27 protein-coding genes are annotated in these 21,709 nt (G+C 35.4%); 15 read left to right on the top strand and 12 right to left on the bottom strand.

Going from position 1 to position 21,709, the window contains the following annotated elements; genetic code table 11:
• Positions 1 to 7 precede the first annotated feature (7 nt).
• Positions 8 to 1,090, top strand: coding sequence for a bifunctional 3-deoxy-7-phosphoheptulonate synthase/chorismate mutase type II (locus tag RM706_RS00730; protein WP_311349102.1), 1,083 nt, complete (start codon positions 8 to 10; stop codon positions 1,088 to 1,090).
• Between the two features lie 113 nt (positions 1,091 to 1,203).
• Complete coding sequence (locus tag RM706_RS00725; protein ID WP_311349101.1) at positions 1,204 to 1,878, top strand: head GIN domain-containing protein; 675 nt, start codon at positions 1,204 to 1,206, stop codon at positions 1,876 to 1,878.
• Between the two features lie 66 nt (positions 1,879 to 1,944).
• On the opposite strand, the gene RM706_RS00720 is transcribed toward RM706_RS00725, so the two are convergent.
• Positions 1,945 to 2,385 (bottom strand): hypothetical protein, encoded by a 441-nt coding sequence (locus tag RM706_RS00720; RefSeq protein WP_311349100.1) that lies wholly within the window; start codon positions 2,383 to 2,385, stop codon positions 1,945 to 1,947.
• Positions 2,386 to 2,492: 107 nt separating this feature from the next.
• Between RM706_RS00720 and rsgA the strand changes: the two genes are divergently transcribed.
• From rsgA to RM706_RS00670, 10 genes are all read left to right on the top strand, one after another.
• Positions 2,493 to 3,443: a ribosome small subunit-dependent GTPase A gene (rsgA, locus tag RM706_RS00715; protein ID WP_311349099.1), complete on the top strand. Its 951-nt coding sequence runs from the start codon at positions 2,493 to 2,495 to the stop codon at positions 3,441 to 3,443.
• Positions 3,444 to 3,447: 4 nt separating this feature from the next.
• The gene (gene dtd / locus RM706_RS00710; protein WP_311349098.1) at positions 3,448 to 3,900 is read left to right on the top strand and encodes a D-aminoacyl-tRNA deacylase; all 453 of its coding nucleotides are present in this window, start codon (positions 3,448 to 3,450) and stop codon (positions 3,898 to 3,900) included.
• A complete protein-coding gene (locus tag RM706_RS00705; RefSeq protein WP_311349097.1) occupies positions 3,900 to 4,226 on the top strand; it encodes a nucleotide pyrophosphohydrolase in 327 nt (108 codons plus the stop codon). The genes dtd and RM706_RS00705 overlap by 1 nt, the downstream gene beginning before the upstream one ends.
• A 45-nt stretch (positions 4,227 to 4,271) precedes the next feature.
• Complete coding sequence (locus RM706_RS00700; RefSeq protein ID WP_311349096.1) at positions 4,272 to 5,501, top strand: 3-phosphoshikimate 1-carboxyvinyltransferase; 1,230 nt, start codon at positions 4,272 to 4,274, stop codon at positions 5,499 to 5,501.
• Positions 5,502 to 5,585: 84 nt separating this feature from the next.
• Positions 5,586 to 6,635, top strand: a complete 1,050-nt coding sequence (gene queA / locus RM706_RS00695) for a tRNA preQ1(34) S-adenosylmethionine ribosyltransferase-isomerase QueA (RefSeq protein ID WP_311349095.1) — start codon at positions 5,586 to 5,588, stop codon at positions 6,633 to 6,635.
• A gap of 80 nt (positions 6,636 to 6,715) precedes the next feature.
• Positions 6,716 to 7,756 (top strand): dual-specificity RNA methyltransferase RlmN, encoded by a 1,041-nt coding sequence (rlmN, locus tag RM706_RS00690; protein ID WP_311349094.1) that lies wholly within the window; start codon positions 6,716 to 6,718, stop codon positions 7,754 to 7,756.
• 114 nt (positions 7,757 to 7,870) lie between these two features.
• Positions 7,871 to 8,848: a polyprenyl synthetase family protein gene (locus RM706_RS00685; protein ID WP_311349093.1), complete on the top strand. Its 978-nt coding sequence runs from the start codon at positions 7,871 to 7,873 to the stop codon at positions 8,846 to 8,848.
• A gap of 102 nt (positions 8,849 to 8,950) precedes the next feature.
• Entirely contained in the window at positions 8,951 to 9,523 is a 573-nt protein-coding gene (locus RM706_RS00680; protein ID WP_311349092.1) for an RNA polymerase sigma factor, read from the top strand.
• Positions 9,524 to 9,532: 9 nt separating this feature from the next.
• Complete coding sequence (locus RM706_RS00675) at positions 9,533 to 10,270, top strand: hypothetical protein (RefSeq protein ID WP_311349091.1); 738 nt, start codon at positions 9,533 to 9,535, stop codon at positions 10,268 to 10,270.
• Positions 10,271 to 10,350: 80 nt separating this feature from the next.
• On the top strand, positions 10,351 to 11,430 hold the full coding sequence (locus RM706_RS00670) for a DUF2059 domain-containing protein (RefSeq protein ID WP_311349090.1): 1,080 nt from the start codon (positions 10,351 to 10,353) through the stop codon (positions 11,428 to 11,430).
• Between the two features lie 42 nt (positions 11,431 to 11,472).
• On the opposite strand, the gene RM706_RS00665 is transcribed toward RM706_RS00670, so the two are convergent.
• Entirely contained in the window at positions 11,473 to 11,718 is a 246-nt protein-coding gene (locus RM706_RS00665) for a zinc-ribbon domain-containing protein (RefSeq protein WP_311349089.1), read from the bottom strand.
• Positions 11,719 to 11,790: 72 nt separating this feature from the next.
• Here RM706_RS00665 and dnaG point away from each other — a divergent pair, with 72 nt between their 5' ends.
• The gene (dnaG, locus tag RM706_RS00660; RefSeq protein ID WP_311349088.1) at positions 11,791 to 13,761 is read left to right on the top strand and encodes a DNA primase; all 1,971 of its coding nucleotides are present in this window, start codon (positions 11,791 to 11,793) and stop codon (positions 13,759 to 13,761) included.
• A 52-nt stretch (positions 13,762 to 13,813) separates the two neighbouring features.
• Here dnaG and RM706_RS00655 read toward each other — a convergent pair whose 3' ends face one another.
• Both RM706_RS00655 and nadE read right to left on the bottom strand, forming a co-directional pair.
• Positions 13,814 to 14,443, bottom strand: a complete 630-nt coding sequence (locus tag RM706_RS00655; RefSeq protein WP_311349087.1) for a response regulator — start codon at positions 14,441 to 14,443, stop codon at positions 13,814 to 13,816.
• 159 nt (positions 14,444 to 14,602) lie between these two features.
• Complete coding sequence (gene nadE, locus RM706_RS00650; protein WP_311349086.1) at positions 14,603 to 15,406, bottom strand: NAD(+) synthase; 804 nt, start codon at positions 15,404 to 15,406, stop codon at positions 14,603 to 14,605.
• Between the two features lie 65 nt (positions 15,407 to 15,471).
• Here nadE and gldB point away from each other — a divergent pair, with 65 nt between their 5' ends.
• Positions 15,472 to 16,443 (top strand): gliding motility lipoprotein GldB, encoded by a 972-nt coding sequence (gldB, locus tag RM706_RS00645; protein ID WP_311349085.1) that lies wholly within the window; start codon positions 15,472 to 15,474, stop codon positions 16,441 to 16,443.
• Entirely contained in the window at positions 16,444 to 16,779 is a 336-nt protein-coding gene (gene gldC, locus RM706_RS00640; protein WP_311349084.1) for a gliding motility protein GldC, read from the top strand. It abuts the gene before it with no gap.
• A gap of 41 nt (positions 16,780 to 16,820) precedes the next feature.
• Here the strand turns inward: gldC and RM706_RS00635 are convergent, their stop codons facing one another.
• The 8 genes from RM706_RS00635 to RM706_RS00600 all read right to left on the bottom strand — a co-directional run bounded on the left by RM706_RS00635 (position 16,821) and on the right by RM706_RS00600 (position 21,591).
• The gene (locus RM706_RS00635) at positions 16,821 to 17,648 is read right to left on the bottom strand and encodes a DUF2306 domain-containing protein (RefSeq protein WP_311349083.1); all 828 of its coding nucleotides are present in this window, start codon (positions 17,646 to 17,648) and stop codon (positions 16,821 to 16,823) included.
• A gap of 44 nt (positions 17,649 to 17,692) precedes the next feature.
• Positions 17,693 to 18,139: a hypothetical protein gene (locus RM706_RS00630; protein ID WP_311349082.1), complete on the bottom strand. Its 447-nt coding sequence runs from the start codon at positions 18,137 to 18,139 to the stop codon at positions 17,693 to 17,695.
• Between the two features lie 39 nt (positions 18,140 to 18,178).
• The gene (locus RM706_RS00625; protein WP_311349081.1) at positions 18,179 to 18,727 is read right to left on the bottom strand and encodes a GIN domain-containing protein; all 549 of its coding nucleotides are present in this window, start codon (positions 18,725 to 18,727) and stop codon (positions 18,179 to 18,181) included.
• Complete coding sequence (locus tag RM706_RS00620) at positions 18,714 to 19,082, bottom strand: GntR family transcriptional regulator (protein ID WP_311349080.1); 369 nt, start codon at positions 19,080 to 19,082, stop codon at positions 18,714 to 18,716. The genes RM706_RS00625 and RM706_RS00620 overlap by 14 nt, the downstream gene beginning before the upstream one ends.
• Positions 19,083 to 19,838: a hypothetical protein gene (locus tag RM706_RS00615; RefSeq protein WP_311349079.1), complete on the bottom strand. Its 756-nt coding sequence runs from the start codon at positions 19,836 to 19,838 to the stop codon at positions 19,083 to 19,085.
• Positions 19,831 to 20,670 carry an ABC transporter ATP-binding protein gene (locus RM706_RS00610; protein WP_311349078.1) on the bottom strand — a complete coding sequence of 280 codons (840 nt, stop codon included), beginning with the start codon at positions 20,668 to 20,670 and terminating at the stop codon, positions 19,831 to 19,833. The genes RM706_RS00615 and RM706_RS00610 overlap by 8 nt, the downstream gene beginning before the upstream one ends.
• 89 nt (positions 20,671 to 20,759) lie before the next feature.
• On the bottom strand, positions 20,760 to 21,245 hold the full coding sequence (locus RM706_RS00605; protein WP_311349077.1) for a hypothetical protein: 486 nt from the start codon (positions 21,243 to 21,245) through the stop codon (positions 20,760 to 20,762).
• A 7-nt stretch (positions 21,246 to 21,252) separates the two neighbouring features.
• Positions 21,253 to 21,591 (bottom strand): DUF3307 domain-containing protein, encoded by a 339-nt coding sequence (locus RM706_RS00600; RefSeq protein ID WP_311350440.1) that lies wholly within the window; start codon positions 21,589 to 21,591, stop codon positions 21,253 to 21,255.
• Positions 21,592 to 21,709: the final 118 nt, after the last annotated feature.

Genomic DNA, 21,709 nt, shown 5'->3' with positions numbered 1-21,709 from the left:
TACACCTATGAAAAATTCAAAAGAGATGAGAACTTGGTTGGATGATATGGCATTGCCTCATCCTTTGGTAATTGCTGGCCCTTGCAGTGCTGAAACAGAAGAACAAGTTTTGAAAATTGCCCATGAGCTTAAAGATTCTGACGTTAATTATTATCGTGCGGGTATTTGGAAACCAAGGACTAGACCTGGTAACTTTGAAGGAGTGGGAGCAATAGGTCTCAAATGGCTTCAAAAAGTAAAAGAAGAAACTGGACTAAAAACTGCTACCGAGGTTGCTAATAAGGCCCATGTTGAATTGGCATTGGAGCATGATATTGACTTATTATGGATAGGTGCGCGTTCTACAGTAAGCCCTTTTATTATGCAAGATTTAGCAGATGCTCTTGAAGGAACTGATAAAATAGTCTTAGTAAAGAACCCTGTAAATCCTGATTTGGCTTTATGGCTGGGTGGCATCGAACGCTTGCACACCTCGGGAATTAAAAAATTGGGAGCAATACACAGAGGGTTTTCTACTTATGAAAAAACAAAATATCGCAATATTCCTGAATGGCAATTGGCTATTGAGTTCCAGAACAGATTTCCTGATTTACCACTCATCAATGACCCTTCACATATCACGGGAAAAAGAGATATGATTTTTGATGTGTCACAAACTGCTTTAGACTTAAATTTTGATGGATTAATGATTGAAACCCATACCGATCCAGATAATGCATGGAGCGATGCTGCTCAGCAAGTAACCCCTCAAACTTTGGTTCAAATTATGGATGACTTGAAAATTCGTAAAGAAGATGATAAGGAAGCAGAGTATAATGCAAAACTTAGCAATTTAAGAGCTCAGATTGACGTAATAGACAATCAGCTCATTGAAACTATGGGAAAACGAATGAAAGTTGCAGATGGTATTGGAGAATTAAAAAAACAAAAGAATGTGGCAGTTTTGCAGACTAATAGGTGGAATGCAATTTTAGGTAAGATGATTTTAGAAGGAGAAAGCAAAGGACTAAGCGAAGAATTTGTTTTACGAATGTTTAAAGCAATTCATCAAGAGTCCATAAATCATCAAGAGAAGATTTTAAAAGCATAAAACCATAATTATAGTATTTAAAATGCCATTTCTTTTGAAATGGCATTTTTTTTGATTCAAATTGTAACAAATTGTTCGAAAAGACATCTTTCTAAAAACAAAAACACACTACAATGAAAATAATATGCACTATTTGTCTAACATTATTTACACTCACAGGTTTTGCCCAAAGAACTATTGACCGAGTGGTTGGAGATTTTAATAAAATCAAGGTGTTTGATTTAATTGAAGTAAACATGATTCAATCTAATGAAAATAGAATTGTTATTAAAGGTAGAAATACGGATGATATTAAATGGGCAAATAAAGATGGAGTCTTAAAATTGCGAATGCAATTAGATAAGAAATTTACAGGAGAAGATACTTTTATAGAGGTATATTATACCAACGTCGATGTTATTGATGCCAATGAAGGTGCTCATATAACGTGCAATGAAATGGTAAACAAGAGCAAAATTGAGCTTCGGGCTCAAGAAGGAGCTAGAATCACCATAGGCATGGATGTTACAGTGGCTGATATTAGAGCTGTAACTGGTGGTATAATTGAGGCTTCAGGTTTGGCAGAGAATCAATCAATAGTTTTGAATACAGGTGGAATTTTTGAAGGTCGTGATTTAAGAACTTCGGTATCTGATGTTAAAATATCTGCAGGGGGCGAGGCTGAAGTTTTCGCTTCTGATCGCGTTGACGTAAACGTAAAAGCTGGCGGTGATGTTACTGTTTATGGTCAACCAAAGCAGGTTAATAAAAGTACTTTTGTAGGCGGTCGAGTTCGAATTCTGGATTAAAAAAAGAAGAAAGTTAAAGCAAAAAGCCCCTCAATATTGAAGGGCTTTTTATTTTTTAAAAAAGATTTACTTTTTGAAAATATATCTCGTAATAAAGATACCCTTGCCATCACCTTTTCCGCCTTCACTTTCAACAGCACTGGTAACAAATGCAAGTTCCCAACCATTGGCGACCATATCATTGATCATAGAAGTCAATAGGGCATCATTTGCAGCGATATTTTGAAAACGAATTCCACCAATATTGTAAAAGTTCAATAATTTAGTTTCCTCAAAGTTTTTTACTCGAATCTCGCCCCTTTTCGACTTATTTCTAGTATTGTCTTCATCTGTCTGCACACTAGTATATTCTCGATAATCCTTGTCTTCAAGAGCATTTACAATTCTAGACCTACCTAAACCATTTGGTACAATAGATTCTACACTGGTAATAACCTTGAACTGCTGAGCGTTCATTTCAAAAGTTGCAGCTAGGGCAACAATGGCAATAAAAAGTACTTTTCTCATAATTGATTTGTTTTTGTTGATTATGACTTATCAATTTTAATACCAATTTTTAAGAAAAGAAAATTGTTTCTTTGTTATTGTATGAATTGTTATCAACAAGCCATTTAATGCTGGGAATCGTGTATAAATCGACAGGGAGCTGGTATATCGTTAAATCGGAAGATGGGGCCTTTTACGATTGTCGTATAAAAGGAAAATTTCGAATTAAGGGAATTAAAAGTACGAATCCGATTGCAGTTGGTGATACCGTCATTTTTAAATTGGAGAAAATTGGTGATGAAGAAGTAGGTATAATTTCAGAAATTAAAGACCGCAAGAACTATATCATTCGCAAATCGGTCAACCTATCAAAACAAACGCACATCATTGCGGCCAACTTAGATCAAGCTTTTTTAATGGTCACACTTAATAATCCAGTTACCTATACAAGTTTTATTGACCGTTTTTTGGTTACAGCGGAGGCCTATGAGATTCCTGTAATCTTACTTTTTAATAAGATGGATGTCTATAATGAAAATGAAAAAAATGAGTTTGCTAATTTGGTGAAGTTGTATCGCAATATAGGATACGCTTGTATTGAACTATCGGCGAAAACGGGCGAGAATGTAAGCAATGTAAAAGAGCTTATGAAGGGAAAAACCAGCATGTTTGCAGGAAATTCGGGCGTAGGAAAGTCCACCTTGGTGAATGCAATCGAAAAAGGTTTCCATCTTAAAACTGCTGAAATTTCTGAGCAACACTTACAAGGCCAGCATACTACGACATTTGCCGAAATGTATGATCTTTCTTTCGGAGCTAAAATTATAGATACACCGGGTATAAGAGGTTTCGGAATTGTTGATATGGAGAATGATGAAATCGGGGATTATTTTCCCGAGCTTTTTGCTTTAAAAGGTGATTGTAAGTTTAACAATTGCCTTCATTTAGATGAACCAAAATGCGCAGTTAAGCAAGCTCTAAAAGACGAAAATATAGCTTGGAGTAGGTATAGGAGCTATGTACAAATGGTTTTGGGTGAAGATGAAAGTTATCGATTAGATATTTATAAAGACAACTAATTTTATGAGAGCTGTTATTCAAAGAGTCTCTAGGGCTAGCGTAACTGTAGAAGAAAAAACTATTTCTAAGATAGATAGCGGATTATTGATTTTACTGGGAGTAGAAGATGCTGACACTAATGAAGATATTACTTGGCTTTCTAAAAAAGTAGCAAACCTTAGAATATTTAACGATATGGAGGGCATTATGAATCTTTCTTTGTTGGATATAAATGGCGATGCCATTGTAGTTAGTCAATTTACTCTGCATGCTGCAATCAAAAAAGGAAACAGGCCTTCATATATAAAAGCTGCGAAACCCGAGGTTGCAATTCTGCTCTATGAGGGTTTTGTGAAGCAATTAGAGATAGATTTAGGTGAAAAAGTAGGAACAGGTATATTCGGAGCAGATATGAAGGTAGAATTGTTAAATGATGGCCCGGTTACGATTATAATTGATACTAAAAACAAAGAGTAATGGACATAAATAATGCTCAAAAAGCTGTTGACAGCTGGATAAAAAGCCACGGAGTTCGCTATTTTAACGAATTGACTAATATGGCTCAACTGACTGAAGAGGTTGGTGAGGTCGCTCGTATCATAGCGAGGCGTTATGGAGAACAGAGCGAAAAAGAATCTGATAAAAACAAAGATTTGGGCGAAGAACTGGCTGATGTTCTTTTTGTGGTTTTGTGTTTAGCAAATCAAACGGGGGTAGATTTGCAACAAGCTTTTGATGAAAAGTTAGATATAAAAACAAAACGTGATCACAACCGCCATCACAATAATGAAAAGCTCAAATAGGCTTATATTTGAGCTTTTGTTTTCACCTACTCAAATACCTTTGTTTTGAAACTTCACCTTTCTGCACCCCAAAGTAATTTAATAGAGTCCAAAATTCAAATTACCGGCTCTAAAAGCGAAACCAATAGACTATTATTGTTACAAGCGCTTTTTAAAAATTTAAAGATTGAGAACCTTTCCAATTCTGATGATGCACAAGTAATGCGAAATGGACTGGGGATTTCAAATGGAACCGTAGATGTTCATCATGCGGGTACTGCTATGCGTTTTCTAACTTCCTTTTTTGCTTCGCAAAAAGGTAAAGAAGTAGTTTTAACAGGTTCCGATAGAATGAAGGAAAGACCTATAAGCGTATTGGTAAATGCCCTTAAAGATTTAGGAGCTGAAATTTCATATGTCGAAAATGAGGGTTTTCCCCCTATAAAAATCAGTGGTAAAAAACTAAGTAAGAACAAAGTCAGCTTACCTGCAAATATTAGTAGTCAATACATTTCGTCATTGTTGCTTACCGCTCCAAGCTTAGAAAACGGTCTGGTTTTAAATTTAGTAGGCAAGATTACCTCAGTACCTTATATTAAAATGACATTAGGTCTATTAGATGAAGTGGGTGTGAAGACTAAATTTGAAGGTAATCAGATTAAAGTAGATGCTAAGAAATCAGCTAAAGAGAAGATACTTATTGTTGAGTCTGATTGGAGTGCTGCAAGTTATTTTTATAGTATTGCGGCTTTATCAGATTTAGGTTCAGAAATTGAACTATCCTCGTATAAAAAAAATTCTCTTCAAGGTGATAGCGTTTTAACAGAGATATATAGGCATTACGGGGTAGAGACAACTTTTGGCAATAATGGTATCACCTTAAAAAAGGTAGCTAACCCAAATCTTGAAATCTTGAACCTTGAACTCTCCAACGCTCCTGATATTGCCCAAACAATTGCCGTGACTTCTTTTGGACTTGGTTTGGGATGTCATTTAAAGGGCCTACATACCCTACCAATTAAAGAGACCGATCGTCTAGCCGCCATGAAAACAGAATTAGAAAAAGTAGGCGCATCAGTTACGATAACCAACGAGAGCCTATCCCTTGAACCTAGTGTAGATATATTGGAAAATAAGGTGATAGAGACCTATAATGATCATAGAATGGCAATGGCATTCGCCCCATTAGCCTTAAAAACAGGCCTCTACATTAAAGATGCCGGGGTAGTATCAAAATCATATCCAGATTTTTGGAAAGATATGCGGCTCATCGGGTTGAAGGGGAAAGAAGCTTAGTTTTGAATTAATTGTCTAATTACTTGACAACCCCTATGCGCAGATTGTATATTTGCCGTCTTTAAAAAACACCCAAAAACGCATATGAAATTATCAAACTTCAGTTTTGAGCTTCCAGAAGAATTATTAGCTGAGTATCCAGCAGAAAACCGTGACGAATCCAAATTAATGGTGATTCATCGTGAGACGGGAAAAATTGAGCATAAGATGTTCAAAGATATGATAGACTATTTTGAGGAAGATGATGTAATGGTATTGAATAACACTAAGGTGTTTCCTGCTAGGTTATATGGTAATAAAGAGAAAACAGGAGCGAGAATAGAAGTGTTTTTGTTAAGAGAATTAAATGAAGAACAGCGCCTTTGGGATGTTTTAGTAGATCCGGCGCGTAAGATTAGAATCGGGAACAAATTATATTTTGGTGATGATGAAAGTTTAGTGGCCGAGGTAATAGACAATACTACTTCTAGAGGCAGAACGCTTCGTTTTTTATATGATGGTTCATATACTGATTTCAGAAGAAAACTAAGAGAACTTGGTCAAACACCCTTGCCAAAATATATTAAGCGTGATGTAACCCCTGAGGATGAAGAGCGATACCAAACGATTTATGCAAAGCATGAAGGGGCAGTTGCAGCACCAACAGCAGGACTTCATTTTTCAAAGCATTTATTGAAAAAATTGGAAATTAAAGGCATTGATTTTGCTGAGGTTACCTTACATGTTGGTTTGGGAACATTTAACCCTGTTGAGGTCGAAGACCTATCAAAACATAAGATGGATAGTGAAGAGTTGGTTATAGATGAGAAAGCTACAGAAATTGTAAATAAGGCCAAGGCAAATAAACGTCGCGTATGTGCAGTAGGTACAACAGTAATGCGAGGTCTTGAAAGTGCTGTTTCTTCTGACCACAAGCTGAATACTTTTGAGGGTTGGACCAACAAGTTTATTTTTCCTCCATATGAATTCAGTATTGCTAATTGTATGGTCACTAATTTTCATTTGCCGAAATCAACCTTATTGATGATGATTTCTGCTTTTGTAGGTCATGATTTAATGAAAAAGGCATATAAGCAAGCTATTTTAGAAAGTTATAAGTTCTATTCTTATGGCGACGCCATGTTGATTTTATAAGAGATTATTTCTTTCAAATTAAGAGGTAAGTCCCGATTTTAGTTTAAATCGGGATTTTTTATTCCACTACCTTTGTGCAAATGGATACTACCAAGAAAGATATACGAGCACTCACTAAAGAACAATTGCGTAATTTTTTTGTTTCTAGCGGGGATAAAGCTTTTCGTGGTAATCAAGTGTACGAGTGGCTATGGCAGAAATCTGCCCACTCTTTTGAAGGTATGACGAATCTGTCAAAAGCAACCCGCGAAATGTTAGAGAGCAATTTTGTAATCAATCATATCAAAGTTGACCAAATGCAACGAAGCAATGATGGTACTATTAAAAATGCAGTGCAGTTACATGATACATTAATTGTTGAATCTGTTTTAATACCTACTGCTTCAAGAACAACGGCCTGTGTTTCAAGTCAAGTGGGTTGCAGTCTAGATTGTCGATTTTGTGCTACTTCTCGACTTAAAAGAATGCGTAACCTGAATCCTGACGAGATTTATGATCAAGTTGTGGCCATAGATAACCAAAGCCGATTATATTTTGACCGCCCATTGAGCAATATCGTGTTTATGGGCATGGGCGAGCCTTTGATGAACTATAATAATGTTTTAAAATCGATAGAAAAAATAACTTCAAAAGAAGGGTTGGGTATGTCGCCAAAACGAATTACCGTTTCCACTTCTGGTGTTCCAAAGATGATTCGAAAAATGGCAGATGAAAAGGTAAAGTTCAATTTAGCAGTTTCGTTACATTCAGCAATTGATGAGGTCCGTACTTCCATTATGCCTTTTAATGAAACCTTTCCACTTAAAGATTTAAGAGAGGCTTTGCAGTATTGGTATGGTAAGACCAAAAATAGGATTACGTACGAATATGTAGTTTGGGAAGGAATAAATGATACGCAAGAAGCGGTTGATGCTTTGGTGAAGTTTTGTCGTTTTGCTCCGTCAAAGGTAAATATCATTGAATATAACCCTATAGACGATGGTGAGTTTCAACAGGCATCCAATAGAGCTATCGATATGTACCAGCGGGTTTTAGAGGCTAATAATATCACTGTGACCGTTAGACGTTCTCGTGGCAAAGATATTGATGCTGCCTGCGGTCAGTTGGCCAATAAAACATAACACTTTATAGATGGTATTGACCAATCATCTTAAAACTTAAAGCTTACTACATAGAGCGTTAGCTTTTTCCCTACTTTTGATGTCCAAACGAAATTGATCATTAGTAATTTTTAGTTGAAAATCGCTGCTCAAATACGGGAACCTATTGAAGAAGAAATGGAACTTTTTGAGAATAAGTTCCGAGAATCTATGTCTTCAAAAGTGGCCCTTTTTAACCGTATTACTTATTACATTGTCAACAGAAAAGGGAAGCAAATGCGACCAATGTTCGTTTTTTTGACCGCTAAGCTTTTGAATGGTGGAGAAGTAAATGAGCGAACTTATACCGGTGCTTCTATCATTGAATTGATTCATACCGCAAGTTTGGTGCATGATGATGTGGTTGATGATAGCAATAAAAGACGTGGTTTTTTTTCGGTGAATGCACTTTGGAAGAACAAAATTGCGGTTTTGGTTGGAGACTTTTTATTTTCTAAAGGATTGCTAACTGCTTTAGAAACAAAAGACTATGATTTATTGCATATTATATCTGAGTCGGTAAAAGCAATGAGCGAAGGTGAATTATTGCAAATAGAAAAAGCGCGTAGACTTGATATTACTGAAGAGGTTTACTACGAAATTATTCGTCAAAAAACAGCTAGGCTTATCGCTTCATGTTGCAGTATGGGTGCGGCATCGGTAAAGCCAGATTCTAAAGAAGTAGAGATTTTTAGAAGATTTGGAGAACTGTGCGGAATGGCGTTTCAAATTAAAGATGACCTTTTTGATTACGGTAGCAAACGTATTGGAAAACCGACGGGAATAGATATTAAAGAGCAAAAAATGACTCTGCCATTGATTTATGCTTTGAACATGAGTTCAAATGACAAAAAAAGATGGATAATCAATTCGGTCAAAAATCATAACAAAGACAAGAAACGTGTAAAAGAAGTGATTGCTTATGTAAAAGAGCAAGGCGGATTGGATTATGCGGTAAAAAAAATGTTGCAGTTTAAAGACGAGGCACTTGCCTTGTTGAACGATTATCCAGATTCAGAATATAAAGCTTCCCTTAGTCTTATGGTTAATTATGTGGTTGATCGAAAGAAATAATTTTGATTGCTTCCAAAAATAGATTTTGAAAAAAATCAAAACCTTAGACAACTATTTTAAAACTCACCTCGTCTATCTTTATAGAAGACAAATCGAGAACTATTGAAAATCATTTCAATTTATAGTAATGAAAAGCAATTGCTGAAAAAAGCAATTGCAGGTAATCGTCAAGCCCAGCGAACCATTTATGAAAAGTTTGCGCCTAAAATGTTAAGTGTTTGTCGCCAATATATAAAAGATGTTCAGTTTGCTGAAGATGTTATGGTCAATGGTTTTGTAAAGGTCTTTAAAAATTTAGCAGCATTTGAACATCGTGGAAGTTTTGAAGGTTGGATTCGAAAAATCATGGTTCGTGAAAGCATTTCTTACTTAAGAAAAAAACAGTTTGTCGTTTATGATGATGAGGTTTTTGAAAAAAAAGATTTAGGGGTAGCCGAAACTGAATCCATTTTGGATATTGAACATATACAAGATTTAATCGATAGCCTCCCTGAGGGATACAAGATGGTTTTTGTGCTGTATGCAGTAGAGGGTTATAAGCATCATGAGATTGCTAAAATGCTCAAGATATCTGAGGGTACTTCAAAATCACAGTTGTTTAAAGCGCGTAAGATGCTTCAAGAAAATTTAAAATTACAAGGAATTTCATCTCGAACTAAATCGAGAGAGAATTAAAGAATAAATATGGATAAGTTAGAAGAACATATCAAACGAAAACTTCAAGGCAGAGAACTTCAGCCCTCTGAAACAGCCTGGAGTAAAATTGAATCTCAATTGGGAGACGATACTACCAAGCATGTTAATAAAAGAGTTTATTGGTATGCTATTGCAGCAAGTTTTATTGGTGTTTTGTTTCTTTCTGTGGCCTACTTTAATTCTGGGTCAGAATTACAACCAGTACTTGAAGTTGTTGATGTCAAGACTGATAGTATTGAAACCAATATCGATGAGGAAATGCCAAATCAGAAAACTAAAATCTTGATTACTAAGGATGAAGTTGCTGTAGAAAATGAAATAAAGCCAATCGAGAAACTAACTCCGATTTTGAAACTTAAAGAACCTGTTCAACAAGATTTTGTTTTACTCGATAATAAAGAGGAGGAGGTTGTAATGCAAGAAGAGATTGCTATAAACGAACAAAAGTTAATTGATAATAAACTGAATGATGTATTGAATGTAGTAGCTGATTTAGAACAACAGAACATTGAAATAACTGATTTCGAAATAGATTCTTTGTTGTTGGTGGCGCAACGTGAATTACTTGCCAACAAAGTATTTCAAGAGAATGGAAAAGTAGATGCTATGGCTTTGCTTGCCGAAGCAGAAGACGAACTCGATAGAACTTTTAGAGGACAATTGTTTGAAAAACTTAAAGACGGCTTTTTTAAAGTACGTACAGCTGTAGCCGACCGAAATAATTAATATTCATCAATCAAAAGCTATCCCTTTATACCCCTCCCTTTTTGGGAGGTAGGTAGGGGATGGTATAAACTGAAATCATTATGAAAAAACTCAGTACATTTTTAGTAATCTTATTTTTAGCTTTTTTAACACAAAGCCTTTTAGCTCAGAACGAAAAGTATCAACGGAAAGTTGAAAAACTCGAAAAACAAAAAACAAGAATCACCGCTCAAGAAAAAGATGCCTTAAAGATCGAAATTTCTGGTATAAATGAGCAGCTTGAGAGAGGTGTTATTTCCCCTGAAAAAGCTCAAGAACTTAAGGAAAGTGTTGCAAAAAAACGCGCCTTGAACATTGAAAATCGAATTGCAATAATTGAAAATCGAATTTCCTTATTAGAAAGAAATAATGGAGATGTCATTGCAGAAACCATGAATGATACCTTGACCGAGGACCAAATCAGGATTGGAATCGATATTAATGGTAAGCCTTCAGAAGAGTTCTTTTTTAGTACCAAAAATTGGAAAAGAGAACTTCGATACGATCGTCGCACCTATTCTGATTTTGTGATTGCAATTGGTTTAAATAACGCTTTGATTGATGATGAGTCTTTAAGCGATTCACCTTATAAAATAGGGGGAAGCAGGTTTTTTGAAATGGGATGGCAATGGAGGACCCGTGTATTTAAAAATTCTAATTTTGTTAGACTTAATTATGGGTTTTCTTTTCAATTTAATGGTTTAAAACCTGTTGATAATCAGTTTTTTGTAGAAAATGGTGATCAAACCGAATTGCAAGAGTTCCTCTTAGAATTGAGCAAATCAAAGTTAAGAATGGATAACTTAGTATTTCCAGTTCATTTTGAATTTGGTTCGTCAAGAGTTCGAGAGACAGAAAAAACTATTCGTTACAACATTGACCGTAGCTTTCGCTTTGGTATTGGGGGGTATGGAGGCTTTAATATAGGTACCCGTCAAAAGTTGAAATACCAAGAAAATGGTGAGCGTATTAAAGATAAATTTAAAAGAGATTACAATACAGCTGATTTAATTTATGGAGTTAGTGCCTATGCAGGTTTTGGTGGCACACAGCTTTATTTGAAATATGATTTAAACCCAATATTTAGAGATGCTGTTGTTGAACAACGCAATATATCATTGGGATTTAGATTTGATCTTTAATAAAATCTAGAGATAAGTTATTTTAATTTATAAATCTGATTTTTAAAGAGAATTTACAATTTTTTCCATCTCTATAGTAAACTCATCTTTATAATACACCTTTTTACAATGGGAGCATTTCACAAATCGGGATGTTCCTATTTTAAATAAAGGAACCCAAAACAAATGCAAATAATTTGACTGCAAAGTAACACTTAGCGTACCTGTTTGCTTACAATGATTACAAGCAATATGGTTCAAAGGCTTCTTAATTTGTTTCCCGGGTTTGGTTCCAAAAAAAAGAATCATATTTATTGATACATTTGAAGTTCTAATTTAAACAAATAAAACTTCCATCTTTTAGAAAGGTTTCAATAGATTATGATTTCAAAAACCACCATAGATAATGTTTATGAAACGGCTCGTTTAGAAGAGGTTATTGGTGATTTTGTACAATTAAAAAAATCTGGTTCTAATTTTAAAGGTTTGAGCCCTTTTTCTGATGAGCGCACTCCAAGTTTTATGGTTTCGCCCGTTAAGCAAATATGGAAGGACTTCAGTAGTGGTAAAGGAGGTAATGTAGTTGCTTTTTTAATGGAGCACGAACATTTCAGTTACCCTGAGGCGATTCGGTATTTGGCCAAAAAATATAATATCGAAATTGAGGAAACTGAACAATCTGATGAACAAAAAGAACAAGCCAATGAGCGTGAAAGCATGTATTTGGTCTCTGAATATGCATCTAAACAGTACATGGATACTCTATGGAATACCGAATTGGGAAAAGCAATAGGACTAAGCTATTTTAAAGAAAGAGGTTTTACTGATGAAACCATAAAAAAGTTCGGGCTTGGGTACAATCTAGATCAATGGGATGCTTTTACAAAAAGTGCTTTATCTGACGGTTATAAATTGGAATACCTGTCAAAAACCGGTTTAACCATTGTAAAGGAGCATGCAGGAGGAGAAACTAGAAAATTTGACCGGTTTAAAGGGCGAGTCATGTTTCCTATTCATTCGATCAGTGGTAGGGTTTTAGGTTTTGGCGGTCGAATACTTACTAATGATAAAAAAGCCGCCAAATATTTAAACTCGCCAGAAAGTGAGATTTACCATAAGAGTAAAGTACTTTATGGCATTTATTATAGCAAACAGGCAATTGCCAAAGAGGATAATTGTTTTTTAGTCGAAGGCTATACTGATGTCATTCAAATGAACCAGCGTGGTATTGAAAATGTAGTGGCCTCTAGTGGTACTGCTTTGACCCCTGAACAGATTCGATTGATCAATAGGTTGACCAAGAATATTACCGTGCTCTTTGACGGCGATGCTGCGGGTTTAAGAGCTTCACTGCGTGGTATTGACCTGATTCTGGAACAGGGGATGAATGTGAAGGTATGTTCTTTTCCCGAAGGCGAAGACCCTGATAGTTTTGCAAAGAACAATGCTTATGAGGATGTAGTCTTGTACCTTGAGGAAAACGCTAAGGATTTTATTCAGTTTAAAACTTCCCTTTTGGCTAAAGAGGCTGCTGATGACCCCATCAAAAGAGCGGACACTGTGCGTGATATCGTTAACAGTATTGCTAAGATTCCCGATAGGATACAAAAAGAAATTTATATTCAGGAGTGTGCCAAAATCATGCAAATCTCTGAAGAGGTATTGTACAATACCCTTGCCCAAATTGATAAGAAAGAGGTTTACGAAGCAAATAAAAAGCAGAAACAAGAACAGAAGGCTTTTGAAGTTGTAAAAAATAAAACCGTTGTAGAAAAGATTGATGTTCAATTTGAACTAGAACGTAAAATAATAGAGTTGCTTTTACTTTACGGAAGTCAAAAACAAGAGTTTGAGGATATAGTCTTAAAAGAAAGTAAAAATGGTGATTTGGAATTGGAACCGGAAGTGGTTGAAGCGAAGGTATATGAAAAAATATATTTGGATCTTCAAGAGGATGAGATAGAGCTGTCCAATGAAAATTTTAAAAATATCTACTACCGGCTCATTGAAAAACTAAACACTTCTGAGAAATTCTCGGTAAAACTGTTTTTATCTGAATTAGATCAAGAAACTGTAGAAGAGGTGTCTTCAATTTTAATGGAAGAAGAACGTTACGTCTTGCATGATTGGGAGCGTAAAGACATTTACCCTAAAGACAAGAATAATAGCGTCGCCCAATTGGTTAGTGAGACCATTCTTACATTACGATGCAATTTGATAAAAGGCAGGATTGCCAATCTGCAAAAGGATACTGAGGCCAAAACGGAAAATGAAGAGGTGCTAGAAGAAATTATAAATTACCTACAATTGAACAAGCTTTTACATGCCAAACTGAATAGGGTACTTTCTTAAAAAACAAAACCCTAGAATTTCTAGGGTTTTATATAGTTACAAAAAATAATATTTAATATAATTCTAAAGCTTTTGCTTGTTGTAGTAAATCAACTAGGTTGTCTACATTCAACTTACGCATTAGACGGGCTTTGTAGGTACTTACCGTTTTTTCATTAAGGTTAAGACCTTCGGCAACTTCTTTATTTCGTTTGCCACTAGCTAAAAGTTTTAAGACCTCTACTTCTCTAGTAGATAGCTTTCTAAAGAATCTTCTTGGTTTTTGAGTGCCTTCATCAAAGGCCAAACGCTGCGCCAATTCATTTGTAATGAACATATTACCTTCAGCAACCTTACGGATGGCTGAAATGATATAGTCAAGATCTGCTGTTTTTGACAAATAGCCATAGGCACCAGCTCTAATAGTACTTAAGGCATACACATCTTCAGATTGTCCACTATACATCAAAACTTTGATATTGGGATAATCTGACTTTAATTTTCTTAGCGTAGCAATACCATTTATTTCGGGGATGTCCATTTCTAACATAACAACATCGGGGGAAACTTTTTCTAAAGTCTCAAAAAGTTCTGTGGTGGTCGAGGCATCACCAATCACTTCAAAATCAGAAGTGGCGTTTAAAACTTGTTTGATACCAAGTCTTACAATCGGGTGACTGTCAGCGATTAATACATTGATCATTGTGGTAGATTTTACTTAATTTGTTTAGTTAAATTAGTGTTTAGTACTTAAATGCCTACAAAGCATGAAAGGCAAGTTAACTAATTAGAAGTACAAATTTGTAATTTTTTTCTTAAAACCACAGAATCTTTAAGGTTTTATTCGTTTTAACTGACGTAATCAGGGTTGAGTGGTAACTTTTAGTGAATCAGGTATTTCGCAAATGGGTATAGGAATCATCTTATGCCTATTTGAAGTATTGAATGTTTTATAGATTCTAAATACTTCTTTTTCTCTGTCAGAAAAATCTTCTAAGGTTTTTCCTTCATCATCCATCTGCATTGCCCATTCCAGTTCTGGGTAAGTCGCACCTATTTGATCTTCATCCGTACGACTATCTCCCCATAGCCCATCTGTTGGGGCCGCCTCAATGATTTCTTTATTAACTCCTAATACACGCCCAATTTCCCAAACTTCAGATTTTAATAAATCGGCGATTGGGCTTAAATCGACACCGCCATCACCATATTTGGTATAGAAACCTACGCCAAAATCTTCAACCTTATTTCCTGTCCCGGCGACTAAATACCCTTCAAGAGCAGCGAAGTAGTACAAAGTAGTCATTCGAAGGCGCGCTCTGGTATTGGCTAATGACATAAAGCGTTCTTCTTCATTTTCAACCTTGGGTAATGCAGCCACCAAACTATCAAAAACAGGAGTAAGGTTAACTGGCTGTCTATTGACGTTTGAGAAGTTGTTCATTAACCAGCTAATATGTCTATCAGCACGGGTAACTTGATTTTTACCTTGGTGAATGGGCATCTCAAGACAAAGCAAGTCTAAGCCTGTTTTCGCGCACAACGTGGAGGTTATTGCGGAATCTATTCCACCAGAAACTCCGATTACAAACCCTTTGATATTGGCATTAGTCGCATAATCTTTTAACCATTTTACAATGTGGTCAATGACCTTTTCTGTTTGCATAGCTGTCTTTTGAGTTCAAAAATTTACCTTTGTGCCTCGTAAATTTAAACTGTGGAATGTTAAAAATGAAGTGGAACTCAAAATTCTTTTTGATTTCTTTTCTGATGCTTAGTGTCATCTCATGCAAAGAAGAGGATAAGACTGCTGCTGAAATAGCCCAGATTCCTGTTGCTTTAGAGCTGTCAAGATTTGATTTAGAATTCGCAAATGCGGCTTCAGAGGATATTTCAAATTTGAAAATCAAGTATCCATATCTTTTTTCACAACAATATTCAGATAGTGTTTGGATTGAAAAATTGACAGATACCTTGCAGTTAGAATTACAAGAAGAAGTTAGGGAAAGTTTTGGTGATTTTTCTGCAGAAGAAGAGGCTATAGAATCTTTGTTTAAGCATATTAAATATTATTTTCCGGCTTTTGAGGTGCCTCAGGTCGTAACCATCATTTCTGACGTGCAATACGATAATAGGGTAGTGCTCACAGATTCTTTATTATTAATAGGACTCGATAATTATTTAGGCAGTGACCATAGGTTCTATGCTGGGTTACCAAACTACGTTGCCCAAAATTTAGACCAGCGATACTTAACCTCAGATGTAGCCAGTGCTTTCTCCAAGACTATTAACAGATATCCAAGAAACCGGACTTTTCTTTCTAGGATGTTGTATTATGGAAAAGAATTATATCTAAAAGATAAATTATTACCAAATACCCAAGATTTTCAGCGTATTAATTATACCTCTGAAGAAATGGACTGGGCGAATATAAATGAAGAACAGATTTGGAGGTATTTTGTAGAACGTGAATTGCTCTATAGTACCGATTCAAAATTAGATCGAAGATTTTTGGACCCAGCACCTTTTTCAAAATTCCAGCTGGAATTGGATAGCGAATCGCCTGGTCGTCTAGGTCGCTATCTTGGATGGCAAATCATACGGGCTTTTATGGAGAAGAACCCAAAAGTTACTTTATTGGAACTCTTAGATATGCCAGCTGATGATATTTTTAAACAATCGAACTACAAACCCAAAAAGTAAATGGCAGTTGAACATACTTCAGAAATAAAATTAACAGTAGGTCTTGATGAAAATCGAGTGCCAGAAGAATTGAACTGGTCGGCCGAAGATGGCGGCGTTGACAATGAAGAAGCCAAGGCGATGATGCTTTCAGTTTGGGACAGTAAAAATCAAGAATCTTTAAAGATTGACCTTTGGACCAAAGACATGCCTGTTGACGAGATGAAAATTTTCTTTCATCAAACTTTGGTTACCATGTCCGATACCTTTATGAAGGCTACCCAAGATGAAAAAATGACCGCAACTATGAAGGATTTCTGCGACTATTTTGCAGAAAAGCTAGAGTTGAAGTCATAATTCAGCTGTAGGTAAAGATACTTTTAAAGCCCCAATTTTTTTTAGAGTCTCGGCAACCACATACCCATTGTGGCTGCGAATATGCCAATTGCGGTAATAAAAAAGCATCCAATAAGTATTATTGACATTGAAAATTTACCAAATGCATTTGACTTCTTTGATTTTAAATATAGTTGATAGATAGCTAATGGAATAAGGTATTGTCCGAAACCTAGAAAGATTAAAAACGGGCCACGAAAGGTTTCAGGGTCAAAACCTACCGGGCCACCCATGACCATAAGCCAGAACATAAGTCCAATTCTAAAAAACCAAACTCCGTTTGCCACTAAAAACAAGCGAAACGCCCATTGATTGTGGGCCTCAAACTTTTTTGATAGGGCTCTTTGTATGGTTAGTATTGAAAATATGAGGATGAGTACTGCATTGATGTTGATACTAATATCACCGATCAAACCACTGACTGTACCTTTACTCAGTACCATATAGACCCCGCTTAAACCCACTAAAATCATTAAACTTACATATAACCTGCCATTAATGCGGTGAAATTTTCTAAAACGATTTCTAATAGCAGGAATGAACTGCAAAGGTCCGCCAACTAAGATTGCCACAGCTAGAAATACGTGGATAGCCGTAGCCAAGTTGTCCATAGTTTCACCTTCAGCATATCCGTGTGGCAGAACACGGTTCCATTTCATAAAATCACCTTGCATCGCCGCACCTCCATAAAATGCAGCTACATAGATGGCAAAAAGCCATTGACCTATTACAGCTATAATAAACCATAAATTAGCTGTTGCTTTTAAGGCTTTGTTTAATTGAGCTTGTCGATTTGAATTACTAGTAATGGATTGTTTTAATTGATTCATGATTGTTGATTTTTTGATTGATGATGTAAGAATGATGAATATGTTTATCGAAATTTTAATAGCTTTTTTATATAACTCTTATATACATAACCCCAAGGAATAATAAGTATATCTAAAACTATTCCCATACTGTTGGCTTTGTATAGTTCTAAAGCGGTTTCGTCTAGATTTCCAGCTGCCTTTAGTGGTAAGTAGGCAATGAGCAACCATACGGTTTTGTAAAATAGCTGTAGCAATAGTAAAGGAAGCATCTTAAGGGGGTATCGTATGCCCAGCCCCATCAAAGTTGCATATGCGGCCCAAAAGCTAAACGCTACTGCTTCCATTGGATCCCATAACGCCGTATTGGTTAAGATGGTCGTCCAAATTTGATATCCAAAGGCTATAAATATAAACCCATAGAAGATTTTCATTAAGTACCAACGCCATTTTGGTACTCCTTTTTGGTCATAAAATGTTTGAGGCAGTTGCCCGACTTGTTCTAAATTCATGATTATTCGTTTTTTGATTGATGATTGATTGATGAATAATTACTCCATAGTTGAGAAATTGATTTTTTGCGTGTCTCCTTTTAAATTCAATATAGATGTTTGATCTTTTGTACAATTGATGTGATTGTAATCTAGATGGATGTTTAATTTACTTTTTCCTTTAATGCTTAGACTTATGGTGTCACCAGAAATCAAATTCATACTGCTTAAATAGGCTTTTGATTGTATTGTTAGATCTTCAAGTTCAGGATTTGAAATAAAAACGGTAATCGTATCCTTTGCATGTGTTTTTATGCTTTTATAAATACGTAGTTGGTTGTTTTTTACTTCCGTTTTTATGGAATCCATAGTACTTTTCGGGGCATCAATTTTTAAAGATGTTATAGTGTCTTGCCTGAATAGCACCTTAAATTTCCCAGTTACTTCAAGTTTTGAAAAACTTGCTAAGTCTCTGTTCTGGGAAACAAAAAGTCCAACTCCTTCAATTTCCCCTTTCTTGATATGATTGTGAACTGAAAGTTGAAACGATATTGTCAATAGAAACAAAATTCCTAACGAGATTAGTATTATGAGATTACTCTTTTTCATTTAAATGTTGGTCATATAAGCTTTTCACTTCTTCAAAATTTACATCTAACAGGCGCATTTTTTTGAATACATCTGGCAGTAACACGTCTTTAAATTCATTTCTTTTTATTTCAAGAACCTTATGATATCCATTTTTAGCAACAAAATATCCTATACCTCGTTTGTTATAAATTACTTCGAGCTCTTGTAAATGATTAAAGGCTCTAATAGCAGTATTCGGATTTACCTCGACCATAACGGCAACTTCTCTGACCGAAGGAATACGTTCTCCTTCTTGCCATTTGCGCACCAAGATGTTTTCGTAGAAATAATCTACTAATTGTAGGTAAATAGGTTTACTGTTATTGAAATCCATTTATGAAACCTCTTTTTCTACCAATTTTAGATAGGTAACCAATAGCGTTATGGGACCTAAAATCATCATAAGCAACCATTTTCCTCCAAGGGAAAACTCATTTTTAGCTTTTTCCATTGCTTCTGTGCCCAATGGCTCATTATTAAAAACTGCATAATCATAATTTAGAACTCCATATAGCATCATGTTAAATATGGCAAATACTATGGCAACCAAAATGAGGCATAGTATTGTTTTGCCAACTCTATTTTTTTTAAAGCTAATCGCACCGAGCATAAAAAGGGGTTGAATAAAAAAATACGCTTTAACAATACCCCAATAATTCTGCGAGAAAGGAACAAGTGGGGTGTAATCTGCTCCTAGGAAAAGGCTACCGAACACAATGGCAAATTCACCAATTACAAAACCCAAAATTGAGAATGCCACCGTGTAAAATACCATGGTCGTTAGCCAGATAGCGGTCAGTCGTTCAAGAGGTGATATAGGTAGGGTCAGATAAAGCTGATTTGTATTTCGGTTATGAATTTCCTTAAAAATTGAAAAAGTCAATACAATGCCAAGAATGAAATAGATGAATCCAAAAATACCAGAGAACTCACCTGTAGATAATTCTTTATCCCATATCATATTAAGCAAGAGCAGCAGAAATAGTGTCCCGATTGCAACTAACATGCCTGTCAATAGCGTTCCTTTAAGAAGGTACAGGTCTCGCTTTATATGATTGAGCACTCTTTGAATGCTATATTCATTATTCATGATGCATAAGTTTTAATGCATTAGTAATCTGATTAGGATTGTTTAAAACAGCATTGAACAGAAGCTCTAAATCAACTTCAGTTTCTTCAAAATCATTTCTATAGTAAACTGATTTGCCACCAAATCCGGATTCGGAATAAACTATTGATTCACTATTAGTGCTGTATTTGCCAAAGCATAAATGCTCAGAAACCTTATATAATGACTCATTAAAAACTACTTTGGAGTTATCTAAAACGACTACATGGTTTATAAGACTGTGAAGGTCTCGTACTTGATGGGTTGAAATGATAATGCATTTATCTTCACTTGTGATCGAGGCCATAATCTTTCTGAACTGACTTTTTGATGGAATGTCCAATCCATTGGTAGGTTCGTCCATAAGTAGAACTTTGGTATTGGTTGCAATACCAAAGGCAATCAATACTTTTTTCTTTTGCCCAAAAGATAGGGTAGAAATGGTATCATTTTTAGAAAGATGAAACTCTTCTATTAAATCATAAAATTGGGATTTAGAAAAATTGGGATAGAACGTTGAATTCATTTTTTCATAGGTAGCAATCTTTACACCTGATAATTCAAAATCTTCGGGCACTAAAAAAAGATGTTGCAAGCTGCTAACATTTCTTCTAAGACCATCAATGCCGTTAATGTGGTACTGCCCAGATTTGGTAAAAAGCAATCCTGACATAATTTTCAATAAAGAGGTCTTTCCTTCTCCATTTTTTCCAAAAAGCCCATAAATATTGCCTTCCGAAAAGCTTAACGAGATATTATTTAGAACTCTCCTGCTCTTTGGATAATGAAAAGAAAGATTTTTAAATTCAATCATATCTAGTGTATTAGATTACTAGTACACTACAAATATATAAAAGAATCTGAATTCGCAAAATAGTTTTGGTTTAAAAGCAGTTTTGTAGCCTAAGGTAAAGACTCATCTAGCTTATCAAATTGTCTTTTGTGGGCTCCTTTAAGCTCTAAATCAGTTTCAACTTTGGTTTTGGTGGGGCGGAGAATAAAAAGATAAATGAGCAAGACAGCCCCGATGGTTAAATATAATAAGTTGCCAGTTTGTCCAAACCAAACAATATTTAACAAGGCTGGCCCTTCAACCACGGCATATTGAATTAGTGAAGCGGTTTGCAGTCCTGCCAATTTGGTTTGTAAAAGCTCATGTTGTTTTAGAGGTTTTAAAAACTGTTGGTATAAAAATTTGCTGGCAAAAATTCCTGCTAAACCAATTACAGGAAAAACATAGATAAAAATCTCATTCGAGGCACCATTGATATTTACTTCAGTATTAAGGTAAAAGAAGATTGCTGCTAAAAGCGGACCTGCCAATAATGCCAAATGAAGAATGGAAAGGGTTTTTAAAAAGGCTTGAGGAGTTGTTTTTCTAGTATTCATATATAATTTATAAAGCCAAAATATCAGAATTTAAATAGGTCCAATATAGGCAGGCAATATGTATCAATTGGTCAAAGCCCAATATAGGATAAAAAATTCTTGGGCGCTCCACATACTTGGCTGCTAATTTACTGGTGAAGAAGTCAACAACTAAGTGTAAAACTCCGTTTATAACGGTATACCCTAAAGCAACTTGCCAAGAAAAAGAGAGTGTTGCAAAAATAAAGATGACGATTGTATATGTGGTTACATGAAGAAAAAGCCATTTGAAGCTACTACTTTTATGAATAGCCATTTTTGTAGTTTGAAAAAGAAAATCGCCAATCCAATGCGCCAATAAGAGCATCATAAATATCATGCTCAAAAGATAGGAATAATGTATTAAAAATTGAGTTTGTAAATGCGGCCTTTGCAATCTAACCGACCGAAGCGACCTATAAATACCTCTTAAAACCCATAGAATA

The sequence above is a fragment of the Croceitalea rosinachiae genome (assembly GCF_031846445.1).
Taxonomy (GTDB): Bacteria; Bacteroidota; Bacteroidia; order Flavobacteriales; family Flavobacteriaceae; genus Croceitalea; species Croceitalea rosinachiae.
This window is presented reverse-complemented; position numbering and strand designations above follow the sequence as displayed.